This is a genomic window from Pseudomonas nicosulfuronedens, assembly GCF_005877905.1.
Classification (GTDB): Bacteria; Pseudomonadota; Gammaproteobacteria; order Pseudomonadales; family Pseudomonadaceae; genus Pseudomonas; species Pseudomonas nicosulfuronedens.
Genome location: NZ_SWDV01000024.1, coordinates 127,343 through 142,147 on the forward strand (window position 1 = coordinate 127,343; position 14,805 = coordinate 142,147).

Consider the following 14,805-nt stretch of genomic DNA (forward strand, 5'->3'; position numbering starts at 1 on the left):
GCAACGCGCCTTCAGGGCGCCTATCTCGGCTATCATGCGCGCTCCGCCCCACCGGATGCCGCCCGATGATCCTCCGCCCACAAACCCCGACACTCTGGGTCCTGCTGTTCTCGCTCAAGGGGTCGATCATCCCGGCCATCTGGCGCAAGGTGCTCTACACGGTGCTGCTCAGCTCGCTGGTGGTGGCCACCCACGGCACGCTCTACCACTACAAGGTGATCATCACCTCCACGCCCTTCACCCTCTGGGGGCTGACGCTGGCGATCTTCCTAGGCTTTCGTAACAACGTCGCCTACCAGCGCTTCTGGGAGGCGCGCACGCTCTGGGGCGAACTGCTGATCGTGACCCGCAACCTGGCGCGGCAGACCCGCTCGCTGCTGCCCGATCTCGATGCGCAAAGCCGCCGCCAGCTCTGCAAACCGCTGATCGCCTTCGGCTACACGCTACGCGACCAGTTGCGCGGCACCGTGCAAGGCGCCGACGTGAAGCGCGTGCTGGGCGAGGACGCTGCAACCTTCGCCAACTGCCGCAATCCGGCCAACGCGTTGCTGGCGGAGCTGGGCCAGCGCTTCGCCGACCAGAGCCGCGCGGCGGGCGCCAGCGACATCACCCTGGCTGCCATCGACCAGCAGATGACCCGCCTGTCCTACGTACTGGGCGGCTGCGAGCGCATCAGCAACACGCCGATCCCCTATCCCTACATCCTGATGCTGCACCGCATCGTGCACGTCTACTGCTTCCTGCTGCCCTTCTGCCTGGTGGACAGCATCGGCTGGTTCACCCCGCTGGCGGTGTGCGTACTGGCCTACACCTTCTTCGGCCTGGACGCCCTGGGCGACCAGATCGCCGACCCGTTCGACACCCAACCCAACGATCTGCCGCTGGATGCCATGAGCCGCAACCTGGAAATCACCGTGCTGGAGATCCTCGGTGATACCGACCTGCCTGAACCGCTGAAGCCAGTGGACGGCCTGCTGCTCTGATCGAGCCTTGAGGACTATTCGATGAACCACCTGAAAGACGTGCCGCTGAACAAGGCCTACCTGCTGCTCAACCACGGCCCGAGCACCATAGTCACCAGCGAGCACGACGGCGTCGCCAACGTCATGGCCGCTGCCTGGGTCATGCCGCTGGACTTCGATCCGCCCAAACTGATGCTGGTACTGGACCGCAACACCTGGTCACGCCATCTGGTAGAAGGCTCGGGCGCATTCGTCATCCAGCTGCCGACGCGCCAGCAGGCTGAGCTGACTCTGGCAGTGGGTTCGAGCAACGGCGGCGAAGGCGACAAGTTCGAGCAACTGGACATCCGCACCGCCCGCGCGAAGCTGGTCGAGGCGCCGATCGTCGAGGACTGCGTGGCCTACCTGGAATGCAAGGTCATCAGCGAGCCGAACAACCAGGAGAAGTACGACCTGTTCATCGCCGAGGTGGTTGCCGCTTACGCCGATGAGCGCGCGTTCTCCAATGGCCGCTGGCATTTCCCCAGCGCCGAGTTGCGCACCATTCACTACCAGGCGGGCGGCGCCTTCTTCGCCACCGGCGAGGCGTTCCAGGTCAGTCGCGGCTGACCGGCTGCCAGGCTGCCGGCGCCGAACCCAGTTCGGAGGCCGGCAACTCCCAGTACAGTGGCGAGCCCGCGACCTGCAGTGGCGGACGCAAGCGCTGCGCATGCCCCCAGGGCGTTGTCTCGATGCCCGAAGACAGATCGGCAGCTGTCTCGGCCGCCAGCTCCGGCGAACCCACTGATGAAACTCCCGCCTCCAGCAGGCATTGCGCCGTACGTGCCAACGAGAGGCGCCAACGGCTCCCGCGGCCACTACGCCGACGTTCGGCCAATCCGCGCAATGCGGCCGCTGCAATCAGGTAGCCGGTGGCGTGATCGAGCGCCTGCACCGGCAGCGGTACCGGCTTGTCCTCGCCCCGCCAGATGCGCCCGGCTTCGGCGATGCCGCTGCTCATCTGCACCAGGCTGTCGAACCCGCGCCTTTGGCTCCAGGGGCCCGACCACCCATAGGCATTCAGGCTGACATCCACCAGGCCCGGTGCAATGCTCCGGCGAACATCGGCGCCCAATCCCAGGCGCTCCAGGGCATCGGCCCGATAGCCGTGCACCAGCACGTCGGCGCTGGCGAGGAGCGCCTGAAAGCGCTCGCGAGCTGCTGGTTGACGCAGGTCCAGCCGCGCGCAGTGCTTGCCCAGGGTGACTTCCGGGACCACGCCAGGCTCGTCCCAGTCCGGTGGGTCGATGCGCAGAACCTCGGCGCCGAAGCCAGCAAGGAAGCGCGTAGCAATAGGCCCTGCCAGCACGCGGGTCAGGTCCAGCACGCGCAATCCGGCCAGCGGGCGCTCGCGGTCGATCTCGATGTCCAGGGAAGGCGCAGACACCAGTTGAAGATCGCGCAACACCAGCGCCTCGCGAGCAACAGCGATACCTTGCGGGTGCTGCTTCCAGGCATCCCAGGAGCGCATCTCGGCTGCACAGCCGCCTTCCTTCACGATCGCCAGCTCAAGTTCGCCTGCGTTCCAGTTCGCCACGGCAGCTGCGACCCGCTCACGATCATTGTCCGCCCCAAGCACTCGAAGGGCGGCGGCACGGTGATGCGGAGCATTGGTGTGCAGGCGAATCCAGCCGTCACGGGCACGGTAGTTACCGGCGATGGCATCCCACAGGTCAGGGGGCGCCCAGCCCTGGGCGCGCAAGGAGGTGGAGAACCACAAGGAGGCCAGGCGGCGATCCACGACCAACGATGCGGCGGCGCCGGGCTCAGGCTCCAGCCACTCGCCCAGCGCCAAGCCGGCGCTGGCTATGCTGGCGGCGGCCAGTTCGGTGACGAAGAAAGCCGAAGGCAGAGAGCCTTCGCTGCGAAAGGCCAGATGACTCAGGCGCTCAGCCTGGCCACCAAGGGACGTCCAAAGTCGCTCCGCAAGAACCCGCTGCATCTCTATCTCCGCCTTCTCCGTGGAGCTTCACCTTAGCCGCGCAGCGTCAGGCGGGCGAGCCGACCTTGGTCGACAGGCAATAAAAAGCCCGCAATCAAGCGGGCCTTTCGATGGGGAGCTAGTCCTTTAGCTGGTTTTCATCCTCTGCCCCCAGGTGTGAAAAAAACGTGAAGAGCGGAGCAGCCGAAACATTTTGTTGGAGATCACCTGTAGTTGAGGCTGGTGCTCAGCTCGAGTAATCCAGCGCGGTCCAGACACGGCTGAGTCCGTCGCTTATCTGGCAGCTCGACAGATCTTCCGCTTCACCCCGCGAAGACAGGCGCACGGTGGAGTCGCCCTCACCTTCGGTCAGCCACTGCAGACGCCCGCAATTGGGCGTGTCAATCACATAGCTGGCGGCGATCGCCGAACGATCCTTCGGCAGACGGATGGCATCGCGGACCGTACCGCGCTCTTCGATGCGCTTGCCGTCGGCGACCAGCACCGCCCAGGCCTCCTTGCCCTCGATGATGAGGTAGGCGCCATTGGCGCGCGGAACGTCCGCCTGAGGCTGGGCACAGCCCGCCAGCATCGCCACACCTGCGCAAAGCATCAGTTTCTGCAGCATCGCCATCGCTCCTGTTCGTCGAGAGGTGCCCGCCAGGCCAGTGGCGGCGGGCACTTCAGGGTTTCTGTCAGACCGTGAGAGCGATACTAGGAGAAAATACTGTTCATGCATACAGTATTTTGCGAAAATTTTTTAAACCTCAACGAAAGGCCACAGTCCATTGGCTACGTCGATCACCTCGGATCACAGGGCATGGGCCTGATACCCATTGAGGAGCAAGCGATGGTGAGCATCCATCAGCTGAAATACACCGTGAACCACATGGCCATTGAGGAAGTCAGCGAGGCCGTTTCGGAACTGCTGCTGGAGGGGTTGGTCACAGAAGGCAAGACGCCCTTCAGCCGCACCCACTTCAACGTGTGCTTCGCGGAAATCGAGGCCCTGATGCAGCGCGCCGGCTATCATCGCCCGCTGGATGTGGTGGGCTACCAGGGCCAGGCCTACGCCATGTTCGACCCCAGCCGCTGGGACGCCGTGGAAGTCCTGCGCTGGCTGAAGGAATACGTCGAGGAGTCGAAGGCGCTCAGCACCGCCTGACAGCGCGGGTCTTTTCGCAGGTCGTGGTTGCGGGAGCAGCGACTTGCGAAGGCCTACCTGGCGCACTAATGTCCCATGCACTTTTTCCCGCTTGCCGAATCAAGGACGATTCCATGAGCGACTCTTCCTCCGACGACAGCTGGCTCTGGGCCTACCGCAAACTCCGTAGCTGGGATGTGGGCCGGGTCAGCTCAGCGTTTCTCGCCACACTCTTCCACTGGCGCGGCGACACCGGGCTGTTCTATAGCCATGGCGGCCTGCGTAAGTCCCGCCTGACCCGCGACGACCTGATCGACTGATCCAGCCTACTGCTGCTGGTAATAGCCACTGCCACGCGGATAGACCGCGCCGTTGGGGTATTCGATGCTCTGGCGGATGCCGCCGCTGCCTTGATCGATGATCACCGTGCCCGAGCGCGTCTCGCCATAGCTGCGCGGCACCTGGACACCGCCATAACCGTCATTGCGCTGCCAGCTGGAGGAGCTCTCCACGCTGCCGCTCGCGCCTGGGCTGATGTAGATGCGCTGGATCGCCGGCGGCGATTGCTGCCACTGAGGCTGGCTCTGGTTGCGCTGCCGGGACTGCCCGTCCTGCGTGGAAAACTGCTGCGCGTAGAGGGGCATCGCCAGGGCACAACAGACAATGACCCCGAGGCTTCTGAGACCAATCATGACGATCTCCCGAATGAGGGAAAGGCTCCAGCTTACCAAGCCTTGTCTCTCGGCGCAGGGCAATGCGATCACGCAATACAAATCCATATGTATCAAATAGTTATGAATTCTTTGTAACGTTAAATATACGAATCTCACCCACCCAGGTGCCACCTAGCGGCCCAACCCCACGCCAGGGACTCATCCCTTGCTGGAACAACCGGATAGCGTCGACTCTTAAAGCTTTTTGTATAATATTTTATTCTTTAAAAACAATCAGATAGACAACACATATAAACCTTTACGCGAACTAATGGAGGCCTGTTGCGAAGCATTCCCAGCAGGCACCTGGCGCAGCAGCTCAACCAGTGCCTCCAGCCTTAAATACCCCCCTTGCCATTCCATTGCCACGATTGGCATTTCTTTCTCAATCAGTAAGATGCAGCGACTTTCGTAAGGAACGCCTCATGTTCGGACGCTGCCTGACCCTGCTGCTGATCCTCGCAATCCCCACCGTTGCCTCCGCTGCTGCCCCACGCACCTTCGAGGAAGCCAAGAAGGTCGGGCGCAAGCTGTACGCCCGCCAGTCGGTGGAGTTCTATTGCGGCTGCCGCTACAGCGGCACCAAGGTCGATCTGAAGAGCTGCGGCTACACCCCGCGCAAGAATGCCAACCGGGCTTCGCGCATCGAGTGGGAGCACATTGTCCCCGCCTGGGTGATCGGCCATCAGCGCCAGTGCTGGCAAAGTGGCGGGCGCAAGAACTGCTCGCGCAATGACCGGGTGTACCAGAAGGCCGAGGCCGACCTGCACAACCTGGTACCGAGCATCGGTGAGGTGAACGGCGACCGCGCCAACTACAGCTTCGGCTGGCTGCAGCAGAAGCCTTCGCAGTACGGCGCCTGCCCGATGGTGGTCGACTTCAAGGCGCGCAAGGCCATGCCCCGCCCGCAGATTCGCGGCATGATCGCCCGCACCTACTTTTACATGAGCGACCGCTACGGCCTGAAGCTGTCCAGGCAGGATCGCCAGCTGTTCACCGCCTGGAGCAAGCAGTACCCAGTGGAAGCCTGGGAGCGCCAGCGCAACCAGATGGTTGGTTGCGTGATGGGCTGGGGCAACCCCTACGTCGGACCGATCGAGAGCGACCGATGCCCGGCGCCGAAAGTGGCCAGACGCTGAAGCCGGGCGACAGCCGCCAACGCCAGCAGTAGACTCCGACAGCCGTCCAGCTGTGACGCGCTCACCTTTCTCTGTCTGGAGTACGCAGCATGTCCCTCTCGATCTACCAGGCTTCCGTTCCCGTCTTCATCCGTATGCTCGGCAACCTCTCGGCGATTCTCGCCAAGGCTGCCGCCCATGCCGAAGCCAAGTCCATCGACCCTGCCGTCCTGATCAATGCCCGCCTCGCCCCGGACATGTTTGCCCTGGCTCGCCAGGTGCAGATCGCCACCGACTCCGCCAAGGGCGCTGGTGCGCGCCTGGCCGGCGCCGAAGTGCCGAGCTACGCCGATGACGAAACCACCTTCGCCGAGTTGCAGGCGCGCATTGCGAAGACCGTTGAGTTCCTCAAGACGCTCAAGCCCGAGCAGTTCGAAGGCGCTGAAAACCGCACCATCGAGCTGAAGCTTCGCACCCGCGAAGTCAGCTTCAAGGGCTCGGACTTCCTGCTGGGCTTCGTCAACCCGAACTTCTATTTCCACATCACTACGGCCTACGACATCCTCCGCCACAACGGCGTGGAAGTTGGCAAGATGGACTATCTGGGCGGCGTCTGATCGCTCCGGGCGCCGGGCTCCGGCGCCCTTCAACCGCGCGACAGCGGCAGCGTGGTGGTGGACTTGATCTCCGAGAGCGCCACGATGGAGTTGATCTCCTGAACCCCCGGCACCTGGGACAGCCGTTCGAAGAAGAAACGCTCGTACGCCTCCACATCTTCGGTGACGATACGCAGCATGAAGTCCACGGCCCCCATCAGGACATGGCACTCCAGCACCTCGGGAAACGCTTCCATGGCCTGGGCGAAATCCGTCAGGTGATTGCGTCCGTGGGCGTTGAGTTTCACTTGGGCGAATATCTGGGTGTTCAAGCCAATCTTCTTGCGATCCAGCAGGGTTACCTGCTTGCGGATCACACCCTCTTCCTTCAGACGCTGAATCCGTCGCCAGCACGGTGACTGGGACAGACCGATACGTTCGGCGATCTCTGCCGTGGACAGCGTCGCCTCCTCCTGCAGCAGGGCGAGGATCTTGCGGTCGTGAGCATCCAGTGAAATAGGCATAGATAATTCGTCTTGTGCAAATTTAGAGAATCATTAATGCACACCTAAACGCCTAGCGGCTAAAAACAGGCAAATAAATCCCCGGCATGGGCCGCAGAATACTCCTCACTTCTCCTGCATCGGCCTGCCGTCATGACACTCCCCGCTCTCCATCTCGTGGAACTTCCCCTGGATCAACAGGACCGCCCGGTTCCCACCGAAGCAGCTGCCGACGTGCGCTACCTGATCCGGGCGGAGATCGACGCCGATATCCTTTGCCGACTGCTGAACCAGTTCGCACTCCAAGGCCACGTACCGGCCGAGGTCGAATCCTCACGCCGAGAGGACTGGCTGGATATCGCCCTGAGGGTCAACACCTTGCCGCGCTACCGCGCCGAGGTAATCGCCCAGCGCATGCGCGGTATGGTCAGCGTGTGTTCCGTCGATCTACACGTACAGGGCTCCGAAGCTGTCCTTTCAGCGACATAAGCTGACTTTCTGGCGTTAGCCGGCATATCCATCCGGGCTTAGAGTGCGAACCTGACCCTAGCGGTCTTTCACACACAACAACGATGAGAGATGTGCCCATGGCTCGCCCACGCCTGCTCCCCGACAACTTCACCCTGGCTCTGATCGCCACCGTGACCGTTGCCAGCCTGCTGCCCTGCGAAGGCACCGCTGCCGTCGTCTTCGGCTGGATCACCAACCTGGGCATCGCACTGCTGTTCTTCCTCCACGGTGCGAAGCTGTCGCGCCAGGCGATCGTCGCCGGTGCGACTCACTGGCGCCTGCACCTGCTGATATTCTCCTGCACCTTCATCCTGTTCCCTTTGCTCGGCCTCGCGCTCAAGCCGGTGCTGTCGCCCCTGGTGACCCCGGACCTGTACCTGGGCATGCTCTACCTCTGCGCCCTGCCCGCCACCGTACAATCCGCGATTGCCTTCACTTCGCTGGCAAGAGGCAACATCCCGGCGGCCATTTGCAGCGCATCAGCCTCCAGCCTGCTGGGCGTGTTCGTCACTCCGCTGCTCGTGCAACTGCTGATCGGCGCCCATGGCGATACCGGGATGTCGACGCTGGATGCCATCGGCAAGATCACCCTGCAACTGCTGGTGCCCTTCGTCGCCGGCCAACTGCTGCGCCCGTGGATCGGCGCCTGGGTGGAACGCCACAAGCCAGTGCTGCGCTATGTGGACCAGGGCTCGATCCTGCTGGTGGTCTACACCGCCTTCAGCGCGGCGGTCATCCAGGGGCTGTGGCATCAAGTTCCGCTACCGGCGCTGGCCGGCCTGGTCGTGGCCTGCTGCGTGCTCCTGGCACTGGCCCTGATCGCTACCAACCTGTTGGGACGCTGGCTGGGCTTCCCCCTGGAGGACCGCATCACCATCATCTTCTGCGGCTCGAAGAAGAGCCTGGCCACCGGCGTACCGATGGCCTCGGTGCTGTTCGCCAGCAGTACCGTTGGCGTGATCCTGCTGCCGCTGATGCTGTTCCACCAAATCCAGTTGATGGTCTGTGCCGTGCTTGCCCAGCGCTATTCGCAGCGCCAGGAAGAGGGTCACGCTTCGCTGGAGCGCAGTCACTGACGGCCACCTCCGTGCAAATGACGCCCACAAAAAAGCCGGTGCAGATGCACCGGCTTTTTTGTTGCAGCCCTCGCCGTCAGGCGCCGACGGGGGTCCGCATGGTGACGAATTCTTCGGCGGCCGTCGGATGGATGCCGATGGTTTCATCGAACACCCGCTTGGTCGCCCCGGCTTTCAGCGCAATGGCGATGCCCTGGAGCATCTCCCCGGCGTCCGGGCCGACCATGTGGCAGCCCAGCACCTTGTCACTGTCGGCATCGACGATCAGCTTCATCAGGGTTCTCTCCTGGCACTCGGTGAGCGTCAGCTTCATCGGCCGGAAGCGGCTCTCGAAGACTTTCACCTTGTGTCCGGCGCTGCGTGCTTCGTCCTCGGTAAGCCCAACGGTACCAATGTTCGGCAGGCTGAATACCGCCGTGGGGATCAGCTTGTAGTCAACCGGACGGTACTCCTCCGGGCGGAACAGCTTGCGCGCCAACGCCATGCCTTCCGCCAGTGCCACAGGGGTCAGCTGCACGCGACCGATCACATCGCCAATGGCGTGGATCGACGGCTCGCTCGTACCATAAGCCTCATCCACCTTCACGTAGCCACGCTCATCCAGTGCCACGGAGACGTTCTCCAGGCCCAGGTTATCCAGCTGCGGGCGGCGGCCAGTGGCGTAGAACACGCAATCCGCCTCCAGCACGCGACCATCCTTGAGGGTTGCGGCCAACGTGCCGTCAGCCTGCTTGTCGATGCGTGCGATATCGCTGTTGAACTGCAGGTCCAGACCTTTCCTCGCCAGCTCATCGCGCAGATGCTCGCGCACGCTGCGGTCAAAGCCGCGCAGGAACAGGTCCTTGCGGTAAAGCAGAGAGGTTCGTGCGCCCAGGCCATGGAAGATGCCGGCAAACTCCACCGCAATGTAGCCACCGCCGACCACCAGCACCCGGCGCGGCAGCGACTGGAGGAAGAAGGCTTCGTTGGAGGTGATCGCGTGCTCCTTGCCAGGAATGTCCGGCACCTGCGGCCAACCACCAGTGGCAATGAGGATGTGCCTGGCCTTGAAGCGCTGGCCGTCGACTTCCACCGTGTGTGCATCCTGGAGCTTGGCGTGCCCTTCCAGCAGCGTCACACCGCTGTTCACCAGCAGGTTGCGGTAGATGCCGTTGAGTCGATGGATTTCTCGATTCTTGTTGGCGATCAGGGTCGACCAGTCGAACCTGGCCTCACCCAGTGACCAGCCGAATCCGGCGGCCTGCTCGAAGTCCTCATGGAAATGGGCCCCGTACACCAACAGTTTCTTCGGCACGCACCCGACGTTGACACAAGTACCGCCCAGGTACCGGCTCTCCGCCACGGCGACCTTGGCGCCAAACCCGGCAGCGAAGCGCGCGGCGCGCACACCGCCGGAACCCGCACCGATGACGAACAGGTCAAAATCGAAAGACATCATGATTCTCCGCTTGGATATGTCGGGCAGCATACCTCATGGCGCCTGACCTATCCTGCCATCAACCGCTCTTGAAGGAAGCGCCGCCATGCGTCCAACCTTGACCCACCTGGCCCTGCATGTCCCCGACCTGGAGGCCTGCGTCACCTTCTACCAGCGATTCTGCAGCATGCGCGTCGTCCACGAGCGCGAAGGCAAGGGCTCGCGCATCGTCTGGATGGCGGAGCCGGGCAAGGAGCACAGCTTCATTTTCGTCATCATGCCCGGCGGCCAGGAACGCCACCTGGCAAGCGATGACTACAGCCACTTCGGCTTCGCCGTAGACACTCACGATGAGGTCGACCGCATTGCCAGGGACGCGGAAGCTGCCGGCTGCCTGATCTGGGCGCCACGGGAAGAACCCTACCCCGTGGGTTACTACTGCGGCCTTCGCGATCCGGCCGGTAACTATGTCGAGTTCAGCTTCGGCCAGCCGCTTGGGCCAGGCTCGGAAGCAATGCCGATTCCACGCTCGATGTAGGCCGGAAATGAAAAAGCCACCCGAAGGTGGCTTTCTCTAAGAGCGGAAAAGATCCGGGATTACCAGGCCTTGCCAGTCTTGTAGAGGTGCTCGTAGCAGAAGTTGGTCGCCTCGATGTAGCCCTCGGCGCTACCGCAGTCGAAACGCTTGCCCTTGAACTTGTAGGCCAGCACGCAACCGTCCTGCGCCTGCTTCATCAGAGCGTCGGTGATCTGGATTTCACCGCCCTTGCCCGGCTCGGTCTGCTCGATCAGGTCGAAGATGTCCGGAGTCAGGATGTAGCGACCGATGATTGCCAGGTTCGACGGAGCCTCTTCCGGCTTCGGCTTTTCCACCATGTTGTTCACGCGGTAGATGTCGTCACGAATCATCTCGCCCGCGATCACGCCGTACTTGTTGGTCTCTTCCGGCGGCACTTCCTGGATCGCCACGATGGAGCAGCGGAACTGGTTGTACAGCTTGACCATCTGCTTGAGGACGCTGTCGCCTTCGAGGTTCAGGCACAGGTCGTCGGCCAGCACGACGGCGAAGGGTTCGTCACCGATCAGCGGACGGCCGGTCAGGATGGCGTGACCCAGGCCCTTCATTTCGACCTGACGGGTGTAAGAGAAGGTGCATTCGTCGATCAGGCGACGGATACCGACCAGGTACTTTTCCTTGTCGGTGTTGCGAATCTGGTGCTCCAGCTCGTAGCTGATGTCGAAGTGGTCTTCGAGTGAGCGCTTGCCGCGGCCAGTGACGATACCGATTTCACCGAGACCGGCTTCCAGTGCCTCTTCAACGGCATACTGGATCAGCGGCTTGTTCACCACCGGCAGCATTTCCTTGGGCATGGCCTTGGTGGCCGGGAGGAAGCGGGTACCGTAACCGGCGGCCGGGAACAGACATTTCTTGATCATGGGAGTCCTTCGAGAGGGACAGGGGTGCGAGTTGCGCGCAGTCTAATCAGGCTGCGCCCGCCTTACAATGCCCCGGATTGCAAGCTGCACGACTCTTGTGAGGACTTGCGGAACCGGTGACACGCGCATCTGACCATCAAGGCCCTGATTTAGTTCTCGAAGTTACTGGCAAATGGTCAGCATCCCGCTCTATTCCGCACCCGCTCTATGCCAAGACGCCCTGCACAACGTCACTTCTGGAAAGCCGTTGACGCACCACTCCCCATATTGAGAGTTCATCGCCCTCCTCGACTTTCAGCGTCGGAAAGCCATCACTTGCCGCTTGCAGCGCGAACGAACCGTCGATAATGGCCAGGCGACGGATCAACGCCTCACCATTGAGCGCAGCCACCACGATTTCACCGGGCGCCGCGAGCTCCGAGCGGTCGACCAGCAGCAAGTCGCAATCATGAATACCCGCCTGCGTCATGCCTTCGCCACATGCACGGACTATGTAGGTATGAAGCGACGGAGTACCGACCACTCCGCCAGGCTGCACGGTATCGCGGACTTCCAGAATGGCTTGCGGCATGAGCTTTCTCCGAATACTGTATATGCATACAGATAACAGATACTCGTAGGCCCGACAAGCCATTGAATGGAACCTCCGGGAAGAAATGCCGCTCAACCGAAAGGACAGCGCACCGATGACGGTGAACTACCCTTAGGGAGGGGTGAGGATATCGATATGAATCCAGGCACATTCGTCACGCTCATGATTTTCGGCTGGATCCTGCTGGCAGTGGTTACGCTGTGGGCCATCCTTCGCGTACCGATGCGTCGAGCCCGCCTGCAGAAGCCCAGGCACAAGGCAAAGGCCAACCCCTCGCGACACCATCCGCTCCCGCACTGAAGCTTTCGTCGTGCAAAATGCCATGACATTTGCGTCCCTCCATGCAAGCTGCATGGAGAACGAAGCGACATTAATTCATAAGATACTGATATTTAAAGATATTTTATTTAACCCAGATTGGTATGCACCCTGCAATGAAAGGGAAGGAACAGCCCATTCACTGCCGAGGACGACACCATGCCAATCGACCGTCTGCCTGCCGCCCAATATCTCTGCCAGGTTTTCTCCGACTTCGACGTGAGCTTCACGGCTCGACCGGACGGCAATCTAATCATGACGCTGAGCAAGGATGCGGGCGAGCACATCGCCTGTCGCGTGGTGCGCCTGGAAGAGCAACGCAATGAAGAGCTGCTGACCAGCCTGGTCAGCCGTATTCGTCGCGATCTGGCGACTGAGTACGGCCCTCTGCAGGAGCACGATGCCGACCACTTCAAGGAAGAGGTTCCGCTGCAGAATTTCTACGAAGCTGCCGGGCCGCTGCGCCAACGCCGCATCGTCAAGGCCGGCGCGAAGTTACGCTCGATAGCCAATATCGGAGCCTGAATGGGCAAACAATAAAAAACCCGGCCTTGGCCGGGTTTCTTGTTTGGAGCACTCGCCTCGGTTCGGGCAGGCAATCTGCTGCGATTCGAGAGAGAAAAAGATGGTGCCCGGAGCCGGACTCGAAAAGGCAGATTAAAGCCTTTAGTCACGGAGCTCTGCTAAAGAGCACCCAACAACCTACTCACATTCCTACTCACTTTTTTGAAAGTGACCCCATGCATGGGGTGCAAGGATGCCCTTCCTTATATAAGGAAGCGATAAAAAGGCCCATACGAGAAGCCCCGCACCTGGAGAGTAAGCGGGGCTTCAAGACGGCGACTTAGGGGATGACAGATGAGCCGTTCCTTCGGCCATAGTCTCAAGATAGCCGAGATCAAGTGCCGCTCCAGCAGCATGCCCCCCAAGAGGCATCAATTGCCCACCACTTCAGATGGACGGCCTCAGTTGAGGTTTCGCGTTCGCTGATCTTGCCTATGCAGGGCTACGACTTGCCTGGCGTATTCCATCGGATCGACGCCAGTTCGATGCGCAGAATGGCAGAGCTCTGCCCATCCCTTTTGCTGCCGGTGTAGGTCCCGCTCAGCTCTTGTTGAACCTGCGGGAACGCCCTGTTCAATTTGCTCTGCCAATGCAGGCACAAGACACAGAAAGGCGGTGACTGCCGCCTCCATAAGCTCCAGATCGCGATCTTCCACGATTAGGCCCTTCCTCAGCCGATTGCTCACCTCACAGTTGTGCCCTGGGCAAAAAGGCCAGTTGGCCCTCCCTCGAATGGGCCTAGAAAATTTAGCTCAATATTCTTACCGGTAGCGAGAGCGCGACTTCAGGTAGGTACCGGCCGCTAGCCTATAGCGGCAAAGCAATCGGCGATGGCAGAATGCCCCTACTGAGGACAAGGAGGTCTCATGAAGAAAATTATCGGCCTTGTCGCCGCGGCTATCATTGCGATTGCCATCTACACCCAGATCACGATCTTCGTGGTTCCGCCAATCGGCGCGGTGCCCGAGGGGCGCACAGTGATCATGCTTCGTTTGAATAAGACGAATTTCATCGATAGCGCCGACGCAATGTGTGAGCGCATCCAAGGTGGCGTCAGCCTTATGTGCCGGGGCTTCACGATGGCCGCCGTAGTGAACAACACTAAGATCCTGGCTCGTCTGCCCTACTCTCGCTCCTTGTATTTAGTTTCTACGGGCGGGAAAACCTACGACCGCTGATGCGTGAAGGCGGGACTGATACTTTCCCAAAGACAAGGAGGTTGCCATGAAGGCCGCTTTACTTCTGCTGTTAGCCATCCCGGGCCTGGCCCTTGCTGTCGAAGACAAAGAGATCGCTGAATGCGCAGCGCAGGCCAACACCGTTACAAGAATTAGCTGTTACGACGCCCTCGCAGAACGGCACTCTTTGGCACCACACGCCGAGAACACAACCCCGCAAGGAAAGGGCAAGTGGCAGACTAGCACGGAGGTAGACCCTCTCAACGATAAGAACGTCTACTTAGCTACCCTTATTGCCAGCAACGGCCGCAGCAAATGGAACAAGCCGATCAGCCTGACCGTACGATGCGCTGACAATCAGACGGAGCTGTACATCAACTGGAATGATTTCCTGGGAAGCGACGCGTACACAACCATTCGGGTGGACAAGGATAAGGCCACCAAGGGCAATTGGACGCTCTCCACTGATAAGGTCGCAGCGTTCTATCCTGGATCCCCAGTGGGCGTCCTTAAGAAGCTCTCTAGTAGCAAGTCTTTCATAGCCAGCGTGACTCCCTACAACGAGAGCCCAGTGACTGCTGTTTTCGACACCAATGGCGCCGAGGCTGCCTTCGCTGACATCCGAAAGGGATGTGGATGGTAGGTCTGCAGGAGACACAGCAGGAGTACCGGAGGATCATGGGGCAGTGAACGGGGCGATTATGGAGCGAGCGGCAT

The 14,805-nt window shown here is 61.1% G+C and carries 19 protein-coding genes; 12 read left to right on the forward strand and 7 right to left on the reverse strand.

All coding sequences use genetic code 11. From position 1 onward, the window contains the following. Nucleotides 1–65: 65 nt before the first annotated feature. On the forward strand, nucleotides 66–983 hold the full coding sequence (locus FAS41_RS18810) for a bestrophin family protein (protein WP_138524913.1): 918 nt from the start codon (nucleotides 66–68) through the stop codon (nucleotides 981–983). Between the two features lie 21 nt (nucleotides 984–1,004). Beyond that, a complete protein-coding gene (locus FAS41_RS18815) occupies nucleotides 1,005–1,571 on the forward strand; it encodes a flavin reductase family protein (RefSeq protein ID WP_138524915.1) in 567 nt (188 codons plus the stop codon). On the opposite strand, the gene FAS41_RS18820 is transcribed toward FAS41_RS18815, so the two are convergent. Continuing rightward, nucleotides 1,558–2,943: a CoA transferase gene (locus FAS41_RS18820; protein ID WP_138524917.1), complete on the reverse strand. Its 1,386-nt coding sequence runs from the start codon at nucleotides 2,941–2,943 to the stop codon at nucleotides 1,558–1,560. The two genes, FAS41_RS18815 and FAS41_RS18820, sit on opposite strands and share 14 nt — an antisense overlap. A 226-nt stretch (nucleotides 2,944–3,169) precedes the next feature. After that, a complete protein-coding gene (locus tag FAS41_RS18825; RefSeq protein ID WP_138524919.1) occupies nucleotides 3,170–3,550 on the reverse strand; it encodes a hypothetical protein in 381 nt (126 codons plus the stop codon). 222 nt (nucleotides 3,551–3,772) lie between these two features. Between FAS41_RS18825 and FAS41_RS18830 the strand changes: the two genes are divergently transcribed. After that, on the forward strand, nucleotides 3,773–4,087 hold the full coding sequence (locus FAS41_RS18830) for a transcriptional regulator (protein ID WP_138524921.1): 315 nt from the start codon (nucleotides 3,773–3,775) through the stop codon (nucleotides 4,085–4,087). A 113-nt stretch (nucleotides 4,088–4,200) separates the two neighbouring features. Continuing rightward, entirely contained in the window at nucleotides 4,201–4,386 is a 186-nt protein-coding gene (locus tag FAS41_RS18835) for a hypothetical protein (RefSeq protein ID WP_045217600.1), read from the forward strand. A 6-nt stretch (nucleotides 4,387–4,392) separates the two neighbouring features. Here the strand turns inward: FAS41_RS18835 and FAS41_RS18840 are convergent, their stop codons facing one another. Then, a complete protein-coding gene (locus FAS41_RS18840; RefSeq protein ID WP_138524923.1) occupies nucleotides 4,393–4,758 on the reverse strand; it encodes a hypothetical protein in 366 nt (121 codons plus the stop codon). Nucleotides 4,759–5,204: 446 nt separating this feature from the next. Here FAS41_RS18840 and FAS41_RS18845 point away from each other — a divergent pair, with 446 nt between their 5' ends. Together FAS41_RS18845 and FAS41_RS18850 are read left to right on the forward strand one after the other, a co-directional pair. Continuing rightward, on the forward strand, nucleotides 5,205–5,918 hold the full coding sequence (locus FAS41_RS18845) for an endonuclease (RefSeq protein WP_138524924.1): 714 nt from the start codon (nucleotides 5,205–5,207) through the stop codon (nucleotides 5,916–5,918). Nucleotides 5,919–6,007: 89 nt separating this feature from the next. Then, complete coding sequence (locus FAS41_RS18850) at nucleotides 6,008–6,514, forward strand: DUF1993 domain-containing protein (RefSeq protein WP_138524926.1); 507 nt, start codon at nucleotides 6,008–6,010, stop codon at nucleotides 6,512–6,514. Between the two features lie 29 nt (nucleotides 6,515–6,543). On the opposite strand, the gene FAS41_RS18855 is transcribed toward FAS41_RS18850, so the two are convergent. Then, complete coding sequence (locus FAS41_RS18855) at nucleotides 6,544–7,017, reverse strand: Lrp/AsnC family transcriptional regulator (RefSeq protein ID WP_138524928.1); 474 nt, start codon at nucleotides 7,015–7,017, stop codon at nucleotides 6,544–6,546. Between the two features lie 213 nt (nucleotides 7,018–7,230). Between FAS41_RS18855 and FAS41_RS18860 the strand changes: the two genes are divergently transcribed. Together FAS41_RS18860 and FAS41_RS18865 are read left to right on the forward strand one after the other, a co-directional pair. Beyond that, complete coding sequence (locus tag FAS41_RS18860; protein WP_138524930.1) at nucleotides 7,231–7,485, forward strand: hypothetical protein; 255 nt, start codon at nucleotides 7,231–7,233, stop codon at nucleotides 7,483–7,485. Nucleotides 7,486–7,583: 98 nt separating this feature from the next. Next, a complete protein-coding gene (locus tag FAS41_RS18865; RefSeq protein ID WP_138524932.1) occupies nucleotides 7,584–8,582 on the forward strand; it encodes a bile acid:sodium symporter family protein in 999 nt (332 codons plus the stop codon). Nucleotides 8,583–8,658: 76 nt separating this feature from the next. On the opposite strand, the gene gorA is transcribed toward FAS41_RS18865, so the two are convergent. After that, on the reverse strand, nucleotides 8,659–10,017 hold the full coding sequence (gorA, locus tag FAS41_RS18870) for a glutathione-disulfide reductase (RefSeq protein ID WP_138524934.1): 1,359 nt from the start codon (nucleotides 10,015–10,017) through the stop codon (nucleotides 8,659–8,661). A gap of 88 nt (nucleotides 10,018–10,105) precedes the next feature. On the opposite strand from gorA, the gene FAS41_RS18875 reads away from it, so the two are divergent. Further along, entirely contained in the window at nucleotides 10,106–10,537 is a 432-nt protein-coding gene (locus FAS41_RS18875) for a VOC family protein (RefSeq protein WP_138524936.1), read from the forward strand. A gap of 59 nt (nucleotides 10,538–10,596) precedes the next feature. On the opposite strand, the gene galU is transcribed toward FAS41_RS18875, so the two are convergent. Next, on the reverse strand, nucleotides 10,597–11,436 hold the full coding sequence (gene galU / locus FAS41_RS18880; protein ID WP_138524938.1) for a UTP--glucose-1-phosphate uridylyltransferase GalU: 840 nt from the start codon (nucleotides 11,434–11,436) through the stop codon (nucleotides 10,597–10,599). Nucleotides 11,437–11,641: 205 nt separating this feature from the next. After that, the gene (locus FAS41_RS18885) at nucleotides 11,642–12,007 is read right to left on the reverse strand and encodes a LexA family protein (RefSeq protein WP_171049514.1); all 366 of its coding nucleotides are present in this window, start codon (nucleotides 12,005–12,007) and stop codon (nucleotides 11,642–11,644) included. A gap of 498 nt (nucleotides 12,008–12,505) precedes the next feature. Here FAS41_RS18885 and FAS41_RS18890 point away from each other — a divergent pair, with 498 nt between their 5' ends. The 3 genes from FAS41_RS18890 (at nucleotide 12,506) to FAS41_RS18900 (ending at nucleotide 14,731) form a co-directional block, all read left to right on the forward strand. Beyond that, a complete protein-coding gene (locus tag FAS41_RS18890) occupies nucleotides 12,506–12,871 on the forward strand; it encodes a DUF3509 domain-containing protein (protein WP_138524942.1) in 366 nt (121 codons plus the stop codon). A gap of 905 nt (nucleotides 12,872–13,776) precedes the next feature. Beyond that, on the forward strand, nucleotides 13,777–14,088 hold the full coding sequence (locus FAS41_RS18895) for a hypothetical protein (protein ID WP_138524944.1): 312 nt from the start codon (nucleotides 13,777–13,779) through the stop codon (nucleotides 14,086–14,088). Between the two features lie 46 nt (nucleotides 14,089–14,134). Next, nucleotides 14,135–14,731 carry a type VI secretion system-associated protein TagO gene (locus FAS41_RS18900; RefSeq protein ID WP_138524946.1) on the forward strand — a complete coding sequence of 199 codons (597 nt, stop codon included), beginning with the start codon at nucleotides 14,135–14,137 and terminating at the stop codon, nucleotides 14,729–14,731. The last annotated feature ends 74 nt before the right edge of the window (nucleotides 14,732–14,805 follow it).

Coding starts and splice junctions, on each gene's coding strand:
- FAS41_RS18810 (WP_138524913.1), top strand. CDS start 66: ATGATCCTCCGCCCACAAACCCCGACACTCTGGGTCCTGCTGTTCTCG.
- FAS41_RS18815 (WP_138524915.1), top strand. CDS start 1,005: ATGAACCACCTGAAAGACGTGCCGCTGAACAAGGCCTACCTGCTGCTC.
- FAS41_RS18820 (WP_138524917.1), bottom strand. CDS start 2,943: ATGCAGCGGGTTCTTGCGGAGCGACTTTGGACGTCCCTTGGTGGCCAG.
- FAS41_RS18825 (WP_138524919.1), bottom strand. CDS start 3,550: ATGCTGCAGAAACTGATGCTTTGCGCAGGTGTGGCGATGCTGGCGGGC.
- FAS41_RS18830 (WP_138524921.1), top strand. CDS start 3,773: ATGGTGAGCATCCATCAGCTGAAATACACCGTGAACCACATGGCCATT.
- FAS41_RS18835 (WP_045217600.1), top strand. CDS start 4,201: ATGAGCGACTCTTCCTCCGACGACAGCTGGCTCTGGGCCTACCGCAAA.
- FAS41_RS18840 (WP_138524923.1), bottom strand. CDS start 4,758: ATGATTGGTCTCAGAAGCCTCGGGGTCATTGTCTGTTGTGCCCTGGCG.
- FAS41_RS18845 (WP_138524924.1), top strand. CDS start 5,205: ATGTTCGGACGCTGCCTGACCCTGCTGCTGATCCTCGCAATCCCCACC.
- FAS41_RS18850 (WP_138524926.1), top strand. CDS start 6,008: ATGTCCCTCTCGATCTACCAGGCTTCCGTTCCCGTCTTCATCCGTATG.
- FAS41_RS18855 (WP_138524928.1), bottom strand. CDS start 7,017: ATGCCTATTTCACTGGATGCTCACGACCGCAAGATCCTCGCCCTGCTG.
- FAS41_RS18865 (WP_138524932.1), top strand. CDS start 7,584: ATGGCTCGCCCACGCCTGCTCCCCGACAACTTCACCCTGGCTCTGATC.
- gorA (WP_138524934.1), bottom strand. CDS start 10,017: ATGTCTTTCGATTTTGACCTGTTCGTCATCGGTGCGGGTTCCGGCGGT.
- FAS41_RS18875 (WP_138524936.1), top strand. CDS start 10,106: ATGCGTCCAACCTTGACCCACCTGGCCCTGCATGTCCCCGACCTGGAG.
- galU (WP_138524938.1), bottom strand. CDS start 11,436: ATGATCAAGAAATGTCTGTTCCCGGCCGCCGGTTACGGTACCCGCTTC.
- FAS41_RS18885 (WP_171049514.1), bottom strand. CDS start 12,007: ATGCCGCAAGCCATTCTGGAAGTCCGCGATACCGTGCAGCCTGGCGGA.
- FAS41_RS18890 (WP_138524942.1), top strand. CDS start 12,506: ATGCCAATCGACCGTCTGCCTGCCGCCCAATATCTCTGCCAGGTTTTC.
- FAS41_RS18895 (WP_138524944.1), top strand. CDS start 13,777: ATGAAGAAAATTATCGGCCTTGTCGCCGCGGCTATCATTGCGATTGCC.
- FAS41_RS18900 (WP_138524946.1), top strand. CDS start 14,135: ATGAAGGCCGCTTTACTTCTGCTGTTAGCCATCCCGGGCCTGGCCCTT.